General features: G+C 42.8%; 14 protein-coding genes. 10 read left to right on the top strand and 4 right to left on the bottom strand.

Annotated features, from left to right (window positions below; translation table 11 throughout):
- Window positions 1–161: 161 nt before the first annotated feature.
- Window positions 162–1,061: a DMT family transporter gene (locus AACW75_RS15400; protein ID WP_102495109.1), complete on the bottom strand. Its 900-nt coding sequence runs from the start codon at window positions 1,059–1,061 to the stop codon at window positions 162–164.
- A 267-nt stretch (window positions 1,062–1,328) separates the two neighbouring features.
- Between AACW75_RS15400 and AACW75_RS15395 the strand changes: the two genes are divergently transcribed.
- A complete protein-coding gene (locus AACW75_RS15395; RefSeq protein ID WP_135457302.1) occupies window positions 1,329–2,729 on the top strand; it encodes an alpha-amylase family protein in 1,401 nt (466 codons plus the stop codon).
- 146 nt (window positions 2,730–2,875) lie between these two features.
- On the opposite strand, the gene AACW75_RS15390 is transcribed toward AACW75_RS15395, so the two are convergent.
- A complete protein-coding gene (locus AACW75_RS15390) occupies window positions 2,876–3,832 on the bottom strand; it encodes a LysR family transcriptional regulator (RefSeq protein ID WP_135457300.1) in 957 nt (318 codons plus the stop codon).
- Between the two features lie 100 nt (window positions 3,833–3,932).
- Here AACW75_RS15390 and AACW75_RS15385 point away from each other — a divergent pair, with 100 nt between their 5' ends.
- Window positions 3,933–5,285, top strand: a complete 1,353-nt coding sequence (locus AACW75_RS15385; RefSeq protein ID WP_135457298.1) for an MATE family efflux transporter — start codon at window positions 3,933–3,935, stop codon at window positions 5,283–5,285.
- 199 nt (window positions 5,286–5,484) lie between these two features.
- Here AACW75_RS15385 and AACW75_RS15380 read toward each other — a convergent pair whose 3' ends face one another.
- The gene (locus tag AACW75_RS15380) at window positions 5,485–5,922 is read right to left on the bottom strand and encodes a Spy/CpxP family protein refolding chaperone (RefSeq protein WP_017087288.1); all 438 of its coding nucleotides are present in this window, start codon (window positions 5,920–5,922) and stop codon (window positions 5,485–5,487) included.
- A 226-nt stretch (window positions 5,923–6,148) separates the two neighbouring features.
- Here AACW75_RS15380 and AACW75_RS15375 point away from each other — a divergent pair, with 226 nt between their 5' ends.
- On the top strand, window positions 6,149–6,394 hold the full coding sequence (locus AACW75_RS15375; RefSeq protein ID WP_004731665.1) for a hypothetical protein: 246 nt from the start codon (window positions 6,149–6,151) through the stop codon (window positions 6,392–6,394).
- Between the two features lie 27 nt (window positions 6,395–6,421).
- Here AACW75_RS15375 and AACW75_RS15370 read toward each other — a convergent pair whose 3' ends face one another.
- Window positions 6,422–6,652 carry a hypothetical protein gene (locus AACW75_RS15370; RefSeq protein WP_237297459.1) on the bottom strand — a complete coding sequence of 77 codons (231 nt, stop codon included), beginning with the start codon at window positions 6,650–6,652 and terminating at the stop codon, window positions 6,422–6,424.
- 69 nt (window positions 6,653–6,721) lie between these two features.
- On the opposite strand from AACW75_RS15370, the gene AACW75_RS15365 reads away from it, so the two are divergent.
- The 7 genes from AACW75_RS15365 (at window position 6,722) to AACW75_RS15335 (ending at window position 13,556) form a co-directional block, all read left to right on the top strand.
- Window positions 6,722–7,726 (top strand): response regulator, encoded by a 1,005-nt coding sequence (locus AACW75_RS15365; protein ID WP_004731662.1) that lies wholly within the window; start codon window positions 6,722–6,724, stop codon window positions 7,724–7,726.
- Window position 7,727: 1 nt separating this feature from the next.
- A complete protein-coding gene (locus AACW75_RS15360) occupies window positions 7,728–8,165 on the top strand; it encodes a PAS domain-containing protein (protein WP_017081449.1) in 438 nt (145 codons plus the stop codon).
- A gap of 867 nt (window positions 8,166–9,032) precedes the next feature.
- Window positions 9,033–10,076, top strand: a complete 1,044-nt coding sequence (locus AACW75_RS15355; protein ID WP_004731658.1) for a GMP reductase — start codon at window positions 9,033–9,035, stop codon at window positions 10,074–10,076.
- Window positions 10,077–10,919: 843 nt separating this feature from the next.
- A complete protein-coding gene (locus AACW75_RS15350) occupies window positions 10,920–11,414 on the top strand; it encodes a hypothetical protein (protein WP_017074864.1) in 495 nt (164 codons plus the stop codon).
- 312 nt (window positions 11,415–11,726) lie between these two features.
- On the top strand, window positions 11,727–12,392 hold the full coding sequence (locus AACW75_RS15345) for an NAD(P)H-binding protein (RefSeq protein WP_029225037.1): 666 nt from the start codon (window positions 11,727–11,729) through the stop codon (window positions 12,390–12,392).
- A 62-nt stretch (window positions 12,393–12,454) separates the two neighbouring features.
- On the top strand, window positions 12,455–12,961 hold the full coding sequence (locus tag AACW75_RS15340; protein ID WP_145569095.1) for a chalcone isomerase family protein: 507 nt from the start codon (window positions 12,455–12,457) through the stop codon (window positions 12,959–12,961).
- Window positions 12,948–13,556 (top strand): hypothetical protein, encoded by a 609-nt coding sequence (locus tag AACW75_RS15335; protein ID WP_145569098.1) that lies wholly within the window; start codon window positions 12,948–12,950, stop codon window positions 13,554–13,556. The genes AACW75_RS15340 and AACW75_RS15335 overlap by 14 nt, the downstream gene beginning before the upstream one ends.
- Window positions 13,557–13,627 lie beyond the last annotated feature (71 nt).

Here is a 13,627-nt window from a genome sequence, read left to right as displayed (position 1 = left end):
GTTGGTTTGCTAGAGCGAGTTTGTTCAAATAAAACGTCCAATAAAGGGTGCTAGGAAAGATTTACAGAAAAGGGCATTGCGGAATACTCCGCAATGCCCTTTTTAATCTTATTTGTTTGGCTGTTTGGCTTAAGCGTCTAAGTCTAACTATAGACAGCTAACTACTTAGCTTTAAATGGCACCAATAACTGTTTACCAAACACATTGATTAGTGCGCCTGTCACGATCAGCCCACCACCTAGATATGTCCAAACCGATGGAATCTCGTTAAAGACCCACACTCCTAATAGTGCTGAGAATACGATCTGAACGTATGAGTAAGCCGAAGCTTTACCTGCTGCTTGGGTTTGCATCGCCTTGGTTAAACCGTATTGACCTATTTGTGTGAAAATCCCGACCAGCACCAACATCAATGTTAAGAACAGGCTCGGCCACACAAAATCGTTCCAGATAAGAACGGTTGATATTGGCAGAGCAACCAGTGGGAAGTAGAAAATGATCACCGAGCTGTCTTCAGTTTGGCTAAGTTTTCTCACTATCACATAGGCAATCGAGCTGCCAAACGCGCCACATAATGCCAGCATAATACTGAATAATGGTAACTCGCTGCTCGCTCCACTGTTCATGCTCGGTTGTACCATTACCAATAATCCTGCCAGACAAAATGCAATGCAGATCATGGTCGATTTTTGGATGCGTTCTTTGAGGAATAATACGCCCAGCAGTGCGGTAAATACGGGGTGCACGTATTGTAGAATGGTGGCTTCTGCTAATGGCAAGGTGGTAACAGCATAGTAAACACACATTAGCGCCGCAGTACCGACAGTACCACGCACGAACAAGAGGGGTTTGTTGTTGCCCCAAATAGAAATACGTTTGCGCTTCACATCGACATAGCTGATGATCAACGACACCAACGCCCTAGCTGCGACGATTTCGAATACTGGTATGCCGTAGTTGCTAATGTACTTCACACAAGCTGACATCAGTGCGAATCCAAAAGCGGAGAGAATCATGAATCGAACCCCAACAGGGATCTGAGAAAAAGAGAAAGAAGGCATAAAAATATCAATCGGTTGAGGGAGAAGGAATCATAACTTAGTTTAGAAGCGCCGACCAAAGTCTTTGTCTTGTTATAGTCAACTTGACTCAATTAATTCTCATTTCAGTTATGCGTGCCTTTATCCCACATAATATCGGTTATGACTCAGTTTTATAAAATCGACACCAACAGAAGGTGACGCTAATTCAACTCTGATTTATCGATCATTTTAATTATCACTTTCACTCATATCATTCTTGTGAATTTATAATGAGAGATATGTTCTATGAAACCAATAAATACCCTACTCATATCCGCACTTGCCGCTTGTTCTTTCAGTTCAGTTACCTACGCTGATACCATTTTGCACGCTTTCAACTGGAAGTATTCGGACGTAACGGCCAACGCCAATCAGATTGCTCAAGCGGGTTACAAGAAAGTACTCGTCGCGCCTGCAATGAAATCCAGCGGTACCCAATGGTGGGCTCGCTATCAACCTCAAGATTTGCGAACCATTGATTCTCCTTTGGGGAACAAACAAGATCTAGCCACAATGATCGCCGCATTAAAAAGCGTCGGTGTTGATGTGTATGCCGATGTGGTGCTCAATCATATGGCCAATGAAAGCTGGAAGCGAAGTGACTTGGATTACCCAGGCACAGAATTGCTAAACGATTATGCGAGCCGTTCAAGCTACTATGCTGACCAGACTCTGTTTGGCAACCTAGCGCAAGGTTTTGTCTCGGCTAACGATTTCCACCCCGCAGGCTGTATTTCGGATTGGAACGATCCTGGTCACGTTCAGTATTGGCGTTTATGTGGTGCAGATGGTGATGTTGGTCTTCCAGATTTGGATCCAAACAATTGGGTGGTTTCACAGCAACGTCTATATTTAAAAGCCCTAAAAGATATGGGAGTCAAAGGCTTCCGTATTGATGCCGTAAAACACATGAGTCAGTACCAAATCGATCAAGTATTTACGTCTGAGATTACCTCGAACATGCATGTGTTTGGTGAGGTGATTACCAGTGGTGGAGCAGGGAACAGTGGCTATGAGTCGTTTTTAGCGCCATACCTAAACAATACCAATCACTCTGCGTACGATTTCCCGTTGTTTGCTTCTATTCGCTCGGCCTTCTCTATGAACGGAGGTTTGAACCAACTACACAATCCTAAAGCGTACGGCCAAGCACTGGATGACAATCGCTCGATCACCTTCGCGATCACGCATGATATTCCAACCAATGACGGCTTCCGTTACCAAATCATGGATCCACAAGATGAGCAACTCGCTTACGCTTATATCCTTGGCAAAGATGGTGGTACACCGTTGATCTACAGCGATGATCTTCCGGACTCTGAAGACAAAGATAATGGTCGTTGGGGCAATGTATGGAATAGTTCAACGATGAAGAGCATGTTGAGCTTCCATAACGCGATGCAAGGTAAATCGATGACGATGATTTCGAGCGACCAATGTACTTTGCTATTCAAGCGTGGCAAAGAAGGGGTTGTGGGTATCAACAAGTGCGGTGAAACCCGCGGGGTTACTGTTGATACCTACCAACATGAGTTCAACTGGAATGTTCAATACAAAGACGTATTAAGCAGCGCTACAGAAACCATTTCTTCTCGCTACCATACCTTCAATTTACCACCACGCAGCGCACGTATGTTTAAGTTGTAGTTGTAGTTGTAGTTGTAGTTGTAGTGTTCAGTTTTCTAGGGAGACCGAATAAAAGCTAAACACGACCGCTCAGAAAGCATAAGCCGCAGCAAAGACTGCGGCTTATTTGTGTTTTGGTTTGAGGTTTTTACTTACTATTTCTTTAGCTAATCCAGGTCTTTAATCACGCCAGACCAATGGTATTGCAGCGCAAGTTGCTTTAGTAATTCGATCTCTTTTGCTGTTTCTCCTCTAAGCCAATCAATAAGATCGTCTATAACGGGAGCAAGAGTACGCTGGTGAGTGTAATACGTCCAAGCACTGTGCTGGAGCTTGGCGTGCTCTGGACAATACAAAAAGCCGCGTTGCAGTTCTTGTAAAACCAAAAGCAAATCCGTAACCGTCACACCTTCGCCCGATAAACACGCACTGAGTGCCATATCTAACGATAAGAAACTGGTATTCCTGACGGACTTCTTTGGAGGGGACTCTACATCTGCAAGCCAAGCCTTCCAGTCATGGTGGTCGAGTGTTGGGTGAATGCGAGGCATTGTTAAAATGGAAGTTAAATCGGTGTCTTCAGTAATTATGTTCGTGGAACACACTGGAGCCATAAACTCTTCACGTAAGAAGGTAATATCTGGTGCATTGTCATAACGTTTTTCGAAACGAGTGTGAAAGATCAGTAGGTCATACTCACTGCTATTGATCGCTTCATCTTCTTCTATCACAGGAACAATCACTATCTCATAATCCGAGTAGCGTTCATTCAGCTCTCGCACTTTAGATATCAGTACACGGGTGGCAAAGCTCAAGGTTGCTTTAATAACGATTCGCTTTTGCGTGGGATCTTTCCAAGACGCCATCACCGCTTCGATGTTGCCATAGCTCTCACGCAATACTTTATATAAATCATGCCCTTGAGGTGTGAGTTCAATTGCTCTGTGTTTGCGAACAACCAGTGATGCGCTGAGCTCATCTTCAAGCTGTTTTATCTGACGGCTGATCGCACTCTGTGTTACGTGAAGCTCGTCGGCGGCTAACGTAAAGCTCATTAGCCTTGCTACAGCTTCGAAGGCTTTTAAGCCATTATGTGAGGATGGCAAGCTCGGATATGGGGTCATAATTCGTTCGCATGAGTTTATGGAATGCTAGAGTCGCAAATTTATCAATTGAACACCAGCCTCATCGATCGTATTTTGGCCGAAATAACTTGAGGCGCTCATGAAAAAAATACTCGCACTAGCATTCCCTTTGATCATTTCACAGCTGATATCTATGGCACTCGTCCTGACTGATGTTTGGATGATGTCGCGTATCAGTGTGTCGGCGCTTGCGGCTGGTGGATTAGGTGCTTCTATTTACTTTTTCATTTTTATTATTGCCAGCAGTACCGTTGGCTGTGTCGCGAACTTAATTGCTATTGCTTATGGTCAGCGAGTTGCACGCCCAGAGTTTGGTAATACTCAAATTAGGTTGGCTGTTAAAGGCGCAATTATGTTGGCATTCGTACTTAGTGTCAGCTTGATGGCAAGCTTCTGGTTTGCGCCACTGGTATTAGATGCGGCCAAACAGCCACAAGAAGTGATCACTTTAGCCATGGAATACGTGCATGCTCTGAAATGGGTGATGCTGCCTTCGCTTATATTGTTGGTGCTTCGTGGCTTAACCAGTGCGTTTGGTAACGTGCGATCCATTCTAGTGATGTCTATCATCACCGTGATTCTGAATGTGCCAGTGAGCTACCTCCTAACCTTCCAATTAGATATGGGATTAGCGGGGCTTGGCTTAGGTACGGCTATCGCGGCATTTATCGTGATGGTTGGATACACGGTTTGGGTGTTCAAGCGTGATGAGTTCAAACAATTCGCTCCTTGGTTAAATACCGAAGAGTACTCAATTAAGTTGATGAGCCCTTTGCTAATGATGGGTTTACCTATCGGGTTAGCCGCGTTGCTTGAGCATGGGCTTATTTACGGCGGCACTTTAATGGCGGGGACGATCAGTATTGCCTCGTTGGCACTGCATCAAATCTTGCTTCAATGCCTAAGTTTTACTTGGAACTTTAATTTCGGTTTTTCACAAGCTGCCGCTATTTTGGTTGGTCGTGATTTCGGTGCGGGTAACTATGAAGGAATCAAGCGAACGTCGATTCAAAGCTTTATCTTGGTTTCAGTTTTGAGTGTGGTGTTATCTGCCGTGTTCATCATCTGGCCAGAAATGATCGCTTCTATCTTCAAACTGGATGATGGAACAGGCGCGATGACTTCATTACTGGCTTCTGTTATTTGGGTGGTCGCTCTTTGCTTTATTGTTGATGCTTGGCAATTGTTGGCGATTAATCTGCTGAGAGGCATGAAGATTGTCTCGATGCCAACCGTAATGACTGCAATCGGTTATTGGGTATTTGGCCTGCCTGCAGCTTGGTATTTGATGCCACAATTCCAACTGGCGGGGATTTGGGGCGGGATCGGTGTGGGCTTAGGTGTGACCGGTATTTTGCTGCTTATCCAACTGATGCGCGTGATTCAAAAGAACAATCAGTCTCCAGATTTGTCGAATCAAGCTTACACGTGATTTGCTAATGGTGCACTGAACACAAAAAAGCCGCAGTCATGATAATGACAGCGGCTTTTTGTTGTCTATTCAGATTCTCCCTTTTGGGGGTAGGGGGAAGAATCAATATCAGAATTGGGGGCAGCTATTTTCTACCAGACGACTTATTGCCAGACTACTCTCTACCAAACTATTTTCCACCAAACTATTTTCCACCAGACTACTTTCCACCAGAGAGCGCAGACTTCATCATGGTTTTGAACTGCTCTTTCTGCTCTTCAGTTAACACATTATAAATGTTGTTTTTAAGACGCATCTCTTGCATCACCATCGACTTCTCGGTTGCTTGAACGGTGTCGATGATCTTTTCCATCTCGGCTTCATTGAAATCAGGTTGAGTCACAAGGCTGATCTGTTTCTTCTTGAGCTCGATCGCGCTATCCATGTCAATCTGTGTTCTATCAGATTGGTAGCCTTCAACAAGGGAGATGACTTCCGCGTGTTGCTCTTCGCTTAGGTTTAAAGAAGCAATAACCATTTGCAGCGGGCTCACTGCTGGCTGTGGCGGTTGTTGTGGTGATGAAGCACTCACAAACGGAGCGGTAACGAGTAGAGCTGAAGCAGTTAATACACAAAGCGACTTTTTCAGTGATTTCATTGAATTTCTCCTGTTAGTGGAAACATGAGTATAGATGGCGAAGCTGAACGCGACATGAACACGCTGTTCAGTTAAGTGTGCTCAGCGATTTACGTTCACTTAAATTCGTTCAGATAAGTACCTTCAAGTAAGTAGATAGTGGGTTAGACCTTGGTCTTACAGAAACTGAGCGTAAAGGTGACTAGAATGATTTGAGTTGCTCACCGTTTTATCAAGGAATACACAAATGGAAGTTGGATTGTTCTGGGCTGAAAAAGGAATGTTAGTGCTTGGCGCACTGTTTGTTTTGACGAGCATGATGCAGTACGGAAGACGCAGTAGTGATTGGAAGGGCGTGATTACGATGTTTTATAAGCGTATCCCAATGAGTATCGCGGAATACAAATGGTATCGTTTGGGTATCGCTTTATTGGTGTTTGCTGTGGTTATACGTTTCGCATTACTGATCCTATGGCCTTCATACCAGTTCTAGTTCTTCACACTACGTCTCTTATCATGGCTACATAGAGCCGATAAATGAATGAGCAAACCAAGCCTTAATAAACTCACTTATTAAGGCTGCCATTTCATAAACTAGCGCTGTTGTTCCATAAAAAAGTGCTATTACTCTATAATGATGAACGGTTATTACCTTTGTAGCATATTGTTTTTCATGAAGAATAATGCCAGATAATCGTTCACCTGCTTGTTCCATCATTCTTACTAATAATCTACACATAAATTCATTCACCCCGTACCTGATACTATAATGTTCTGTTACACTCGTTCGAATTAGCTTTAATTTGTCAGTGGTGCATTTATGTCGTTCCCAGTTCTTATATGTGATGATTCTGCGTTAGCAAGGAAGCAGATGGCTCGATCACTGCCTAGTTCTCTAAATGCAGATATAACTTTTGCTGTTCATGGGCTTAATGCACTTGAAGAGCTCGCTCAAAACCAGTTCAAACTGATGTTCCTCGACCTCACCATGCCGGAATTGGACGGCTATGGCACATTGGAAGAGATGCAACGTTTGGGTGATACCACGCCTGTTGTCGTTGTTTCGGGTGACATACAACCAAAAGCACAACAGAAGGTACTGGATCTCGGCGCCAAAGCGTTTTTACAAAAGCCAATCGATAAAGAAGCGCTAAAAGCTATTTTACGTGAGCATGTTGAGCCGCCAAAACAGCCTCAGATCATTACTCCAACCGCTTTAGAACTGCCAATACTTCGTAGACGCGATATCTATATGGAAGTCGCGAACGTAGCGATAGGTCGTGCAGCTGATGCACTGGCTCGTCACTTTAATGTATTTGTCCACCTACCACTGCCGAACGTCAACATCTTCGAAGTGAGTGAATTGCACATGGCACTTCGTGACCTAGCCGACAACGACCAAGTGTCGGGTGTTTGCCAAGGCTTTAGCGGAGAAGGCATTGCAGGCGAAGCATTAGTCTTGTTGAGTGATTCTAGTGTGAGCGATCTTAAGAAGCTCATGAAGGTACCAACTGAAAGCGAGCAGCTAGAAGAGTTAGAGCTACTGATGGATGTGTCGAACATCTTAGTTGGTTCATTCTTGAATGGGTTAGGGGAGCAATCAGAAGTACGTTTCTTCCAGAGTTCTCCTGTACTGCTAGGTCAACATATCTCGATTGATTCGGTGATTGAGAATACCAGTGGCTCGTTCAAAAAGACCATGACGTTCGAAGTCAGCTATAACATAGACGGCACTTCTATCCGTTGTGACCTTCTGTTTATGTTCGTTGATGAGTCTCTGCCTCTTCTAGACAACAAATTGGCCTACCTAATGGAGGAGTTTTAATATGCTGAATCTTCCTGCTGAATTTGAACAGTTCCACTGGATGGTGGACATGGTTCAAAACGTCGATATGGGGCTGGTGGTCATTAACCGTGACTTTCAGGTACAAGTTTGGAATGGCTTCATGACGCACCATAGCGGTAAGCAATCGCATGATGCGATCGGTAAGTCGATCTTTGAATTATTCCCTGAAATTCCTGAAGAGTGGTTTAGACTGAAAACCAAGCCAGTCTATGACCTAGGTTGCCGCAGCTTCATTACATGGCAACAAAGGCCTTATCTGTTTAAGTGCCGCAATGTTCGCCCTGTAACTCAACAAGCCGATTTCATGTATCAGAACGTGACGCTAAACCCGATGCGCTCACCAACAGGGCAAGTCAACTCATTGTTCTTGTCTATTCAAGATGCGACTGCAGAAGCGTTAGTCTCTCAAAAGAACTAACACTGCTCTATTTACTAAACAGCACTTTTCTATGTGTGTATTAGCATCGGTCTAATCAGCGAATAAAAATGGCTAAGGTTAATTACCTGAGCCATTTTTTTGCTTTTTATTCTTCAAATCTTATCTTTTCCCCCAGTTTTTCACGTCAACCAATCCTCTTTTTTTGAGCGCTTTGCAGAGTATTCTAGGTTACATGAACGAAAGGGCGACGACGAAACGTGCTTTTGGAGCCGTAATGCTATGGGTGAGTAGAAATTGGATTTATAAAGTCCAAGCTTGAAAGCTTCATTTAATGGAGTGCGAGGGCTCGACTCTCAAACCCAAGTGAATATTGGTCTCTAGATTGAGTCCTTTTCACTCTACTTTTCCAAGTGACCGCAAAACAGAAACGTCACGAGATTAGCCAATTTGGTCAAAAACAGATAAAAATTGGAAAATAATCGAATTTATTTAAGAAAAAAGGCACTTTTTTGTTGGAGAAAAGTGTGGTTTTTATGTGATTTCGAGGCACTTTCTTCACATATTTGCATTATGAGGGCGATATTGCGTGAAATATGAAGGAAAACGATTGCGCAATAAACCAACAGCGTTTGCGCGAATGGTTCGCTAAGTTATTAATTAATAAGAATTTAGTTGGAAAGTGTAACTGAGGAAGTTTTAGCGGATATGGAATCTTTGAGAGGATAGCATAAAAAAAAGTGAAATATCAGACTTGCTGTTAGTAAATCACGACCTATAATGCTGAAAACCGGAGCGTCTGCCAACGCTCCGGTTTTTTTGTGTCCGAAGAAAAGTAAACCCGTCTGCCAACGGTTTTACTACGCATTTCGCGAGAGACACATAATTTTATGAATCAAGGAAAACACCATGCGTATCGAACAAGAACTTAAGTTAGGTTTCAAAGATGTACTCTTCCGTCCGAAGCGTTCTACCCTTAAAAGCCGTTCTCAAGTTGAATTAACCCGCGATTTTACATTCAAGCATAGCGGTCGTCAATGGTCTGGTACTCCAGTAATTGCAGCGAACATGGATTCGGTAGCAAGCTTTGAAATGGCAGCTGCTCTAGCAGAGCACGGTGTTATGACTGCAGTACACAAGCACTACACAGTAGAGCAGTGGGCTGAGTTCGCTAAAACAGCAGACAAGAAAACACTGAACAACGTATTTGTATCAACGGGTACATCTGAAGCTGAGTTCGAGAAAGTTAAGAAGATCATGGCTCTTAGCGAAGAGTTTGTATTTATCTGTATTGACATCGCTAACGGTTACTCAGAGCACCTTGTTGAGTTCGTACAGAAAGTACGTGCTGAATTCCCGACTAAAGTTATCTCTGCGGGTAACGTTGTAACGGGTGACATGGTTGAAGAGCTAATTCTAGCTGGCGCAGACATTGTTAAGGTTGGTATCGGCCCTGGTTCTGTTTGTACTACACGTGTTAAAACAGGCGTAGGTTACCCTCAACTTTCTGCAATCATCGAGTGTGGCGACGCAGCGCACGGCCTTGGCGGCATGATCATCGGTGACGGTGGTTGTTCATGTGCGGGTGACGTATCTAAAGCGTTCGGCGGTGGTGCTGATTTCGTAATGCTAGGCGGCATGCTAGCAGGTCACTCTGAGTCAGGCGGCGAAGTTGTAGAGCAAGACGGTAAGCAATACATGAAGTTCTACGGCATGTCTTCACAGTCGGCTATGGACAAGCACTCAGGTGGTGTTGCTAAGTACCGTGCAGCAGAAGGTAAAACTGTTTTACTTCCATACCGTGGTTCAGTTCATTACACGATTTCTGACATCCTTGGTGGTGTACGTTCAACTTGTACATACGTAGGCGCAGCAAAGCTTAAAGAGCTAACTAAGCGCACGACTTTCATCCGTGTACAAGAGCAAGAGAACAACGTATTCGGTAAAGAGTAACGTTTAAAACACTTGTTTAAAATTTTAAGAATTGAGCCACTTTAGAGTGGCTCTTTTTTTGTCTGAAATTCGGCAAGTGGCAGCAAAGTGGCAGTAGTATTCAAAGATTATGTAAGGCTTTTCAGTTATCAACCGAGGTGGTCCAGTTTCAATTCTAAAGTGGTGACCAATTTGGCTTGATCACTACCGCTACACTTTTGAGAGAGATAGACATAAGTGCGGGAGTTTTTGATGATGAGAGCTCTAGAGTTAGCGGGAGTAAAATCGGCAAGCTGATAAGGTTGTTGGATTGTTTCTAATAAAAATGAGGAGCGCTCTTAATGGAAACAGTGATCCTCATTGATTGAAATTTTAGTAAGCGAAACCTCTACGTTCCATTTGGAAGTTTTCTCGATGCTTGTAAGAGTCAAAGTTTCGGTGCTATGGACAATCCATAAAGGAAGATTCAGCCGAAGGGTTGCCAGTGAAAGCGTTTGAGAGCTTTTCCATATTTGCAATAGACAATAAAGTGTAGACCGGTCGGTTTGTATTGTGTATTGTGTATTGTGTATTGTTCATACAACACTTCGAAATAAACAATGAGATTCAGGTAAAGAAACTCTTCAATGACGTAGCCATTATTCCTGTTAAAGGCGTCGTTGAACCTGGGAGTGTGACGGCCAAAGGTTGGAGTGATTTTCTTACTACGATATTTGATGGATGGTTAACACATGATTTTGGCAGTGTGTTTATTCCCTATTTTGACAACTTCTTGGGAGTGTGGATGGATTTATTTAGACATATCGATCCTATAATTATTGATATCTCAAAAAGAAATGACAAACCATTAAGAGGAGATAAAGCATGACCTTAGCATTAGAAAGTTATCTAGCCATTGGTTTGTCTATGGCGTTACTAAGCCTTTGGAAAACGTATTCTGGGCCTGCTATTGCTGCGTTCCTGTCTTATTCTTATCCTGAAATGTTGATGTTTAACTTAGTGCCAGCCTTGATTGCTGCTTATGCGGGTTGGAAAATAGCGCCAGCTTACTCAAGCTTCTTCCGAAAGCGCCAGCAAGTCGTCTTTAAGCCTAAACTTAGAAAATTCATGAAAAGATGGAATCAGTATGGGCAACTTTCAATGGCGATATTAGCGCCGGTTTTGGTTGGCATTCCAAGTTATACGTTTATATCGAAACGACTAAATCAAAGTGGGTTCAAAACATTCGGTATGTTAGCGCTATCGATATTGGGTTGGAGTAGCTTAGCTTACGGTTGTTTTGCTCTTCTCGATGTTGACCAGTACATAGCAATTGAAAATATTATTCCCGCTTCTATTATCGACCAAATTCAACAGTAGCTAGAATAAAAATACTAAATTAATAAACGAGTTCACCACACATGGTGAGCTTTTTTATTCGATACGGTTAAATATTTCAATAAATGGTTATCTCAAATAGTTCTAGACAATCACCGTTTCCTATAACCGTCGAAAAATTAAATAAGCGCTGTATTTATACTAAAGGTGTGTGTGGGCGCTGCTAAACCGACCGTCCAGTCTAATTATGACAAAGTTGACAGTCACTTGACTAGACCGATCGGTTTGTTTGGTTTATTATACATACATCGAGGCAACGTAAGTGTTGAACATAAATTATACGGTGGATTCAATATGAACAAATCAATAATTATTGCTGGAGCAAGTGGCTTGGTTGGACGAGAAACGCTAAGTACTTTGTTGGAAAGTAACCACGTAGATACGGTTTATGCGCTTTCTCGACGTGAATTGAATATCAAGCATCAGAAATTGAGCCAGTTAATAGACAACAACTTAAGCGTTTCTGTTAGTACTTTTGATTCTGTATTACCAGAAGTGGGTGTCATTGCCTTAGGTAGCACAATTAAAAAAGCCGGTACAAAAGAGAAGTTACGCGCTATTGATGTTGACCTCGTTGTTTCCACTGCTGAAAAGATGAAAGAACTGGGCGTGAAGCACCTTATTGTTGTGTCTTGCTTAGGGGCTGATACCAAAGCTCGCTCGCACTACCTTCGCTGTAAAGGCGAAATGGAGGCCAAAGTTGAGTTACTTGATTTTGAAAAAACGACGTTCTTACATCCGGGTCCTTTAGCGGGAGATAGAGCTGAAAGTAGAACCGATGAAAAAGTACTTCAAGGCGTTTTGAAAGCGCTCCAACCTTTGATGTTGGGTGGTATGAAAAAGTACATCCCAATTCAAGCGTCAAGTATCGCGGAAAGCATTTTAGCCCACTCAATCTCTTCAACGTCAGAAAAGGTCGAGAGGTTAGACTCTTTGGCCATGATGAAACTTGCTTCCTAACGGATCTATTCAAAACGTATCAAATACATTCTTCATTTAACCTTAATCAGGACGTTTTTCCGATGAGATACAAAGTCACATTTCTTCTGGTTGCTTTTCTATTTGCCAAGGAAGCATTAGCAAATGAACCTACTTTGGATCCCTCTCAAGTGCAGGCTGAATCGTGGGCATACGATGACTATAAAGTGGTTAAGACTAATACGAGAACGCTATGGTTCGTCGACTACTATGATATTGCCCACTTAAAGAATAATCAGGGTGACAGTACGCTTGTACTGACATTCACGCCTGAAAATTTGACTCAAGAAAAAGTCAGAACGGCAACCATTGAAGCTCTCGAAGATTCGAATTCAAGCATTAATGTGAACAGCCCTAGTATTCAGAGCCTTGTTGGTAGTTTGTCTTTATCGTTAACTAAGGGGGACGTTATCGCGATTGTTTACAAAAGGCAGGAGATGCAGATTCAGCATAATAATAAGGTTATTTATCAGACTCATTCATTTTCAGAAGAGAGCATAGCCTTTAGAAACATTTGGCTCGGTGAGACACCTGTTGATGATCTTCTATAAGAATTTTTTTGGTTGGAGTCAGTCTTTAGCCATCCTGATATTTACATTAATCCCGGTCACTGTTGTATTTCCGGCTAATGCGATGAGTGGAGAAAATACCATGACTAGAACTGAAAAAGCTGAATTTCGAGAGTTTTCTAAAGGGCTTAAATACGAGCTGCTATTTAGGAACTTAGGTAAGCAGGTGTTTTCTGAGTTAAAAAGTAAGCCGCCAGGCAGCATGACTTCGAACAGTCTAGAACTGCTGAATAAAATGGAAAAACATAATACTGTCGTGATGGCTCCCGTTCGAAATCAATATGATGTGGACAGTGAAATTGGTTGTAAAGATAAGTTACTCGCTAAAACGGTGACGTTAGCTTTGAAAACGATGCCTTACTTGGGAACTCGATATCTAGAAGGGAGCGCTGAACGATTTGTTCGCCAGCTGAAGGAAATCGAAGCATCGAGTCCGGAAGGTTATGAAACACAGATGACCTATATGGTTGAACATGAAGAAGCGTTACATCGCTACCTAGTTCATCTCAATAATGGTGATCAACAACGTGCTCATTCTGTGCTCGAAGATTTTGTTGTTGATTATAATATTCAATAGGCTAACTACGGTCGGCAACGCCCGAATAGCAACATCCTATCGTGACTAGAGCGACATTCTAGAAGAGATTA

It is taken from the genome of Vibrio sp. L3-7, assembly GCF_963898195.1.
GTDB lineage: Bacteria > Pseudomonadota > Gammaproteobacteria > Enterobacterales > Vibrionaceae > Vibrio > Vibrio echinoideorum.
The sequence above is the reverse complement of the archived record's forward strand: the minus strand, read 5'-3'. Positions and strand labels throughout refer to the sequence as shown.

Coding starts and splice junctions, on each gene's coding strand:
- AACW75_RS15400 (WP_102495109.1), bottom strand. CDS start 1,061: ATGCCTTCTTTCTCTTTTTCTCAGATCCCTGTTGGGGTTCGATTCATG.
- AACW75_RS15395 (WP_135457302.1), top strand. CDS start 1,329: ATGAAACCAATAAATACCCTACTCATATCCGCACTTGCCGCTTGTTCT.
- AACW75_RS15390 (WP_135457300.1), bottom strand. CDS start 3,832: ATGACCCCATATCCGAGCTTGCCATCCTCACATAATGGCTTAAAAGCC.
- AACW75_RS15385 (WP_135457298.1), top strand. CDS start 3,933: ATGAAAAAAATACTCGCACTAGCATTCCCTTTGATCATTTCACAGCTG.
- AACW75_RS15380 (WP_017087288.1), bottom strand. CDS start 5,922: ATGAAATCACTGAAAAAGTCGCTTTGTGTATTAACTGCTTCAGCTCTA.
- AACW75_RS15375 (WP_004731665.1), top strand. CDS start 6,149: ATGGAAGTTGGATTGTTCTGGGCTGAAAAAGGAATGTTAGTGCTTGGC.
- AACW75_RS15365 (WP_004731662.1), top strand. CDS start 6,722: ATGTCGTTCCCAGTTCTTATATGTGATGATTCTGCGTTAGCAAGGAAG.
- AACW75_RS15360 (WP_017081449.1), top strand. CDS start 7,728: ATGCTGAATCTTCCTGCTGAATTTGAACAGTTCCACTGGATGGTGGAC.
- AACW75_RS15355 (WP_004731658.1), top strand. CDS start 9,033: ATGCGTATCGAACAAGAACTTAAGTTAGGTTTCAAAGATGTACTCTTC.
- AACW75_RS15350 (WP_017074864.1), top strand. CDS start 10,920: ATGACCTTAGCATTAGAAAGTTATCTAGCCATTGGTTTGTCTATGGCG.
- AACW75_RS15345 (WP_029225037.1), top strand. CDS start 11,727: ATGAACAAATCAATAATTATTGCTGGAGCAAGTGGCTTGGTTGGACGA.
- AACW75_RS15340 (WP_145569095.1), top strand. CDS start 12,455: ATGAGATACAAAGTCACATTTCTTCTGGTTGCTTTTCTATTTGCCAAG.
- AACW75_RS15335 (WP_145569098.1), top strand. CDS start 12,948: ATGATCTTCTATAAGAATTTTTTTGGTTGGAGTCAGTCTTTAGCCATC.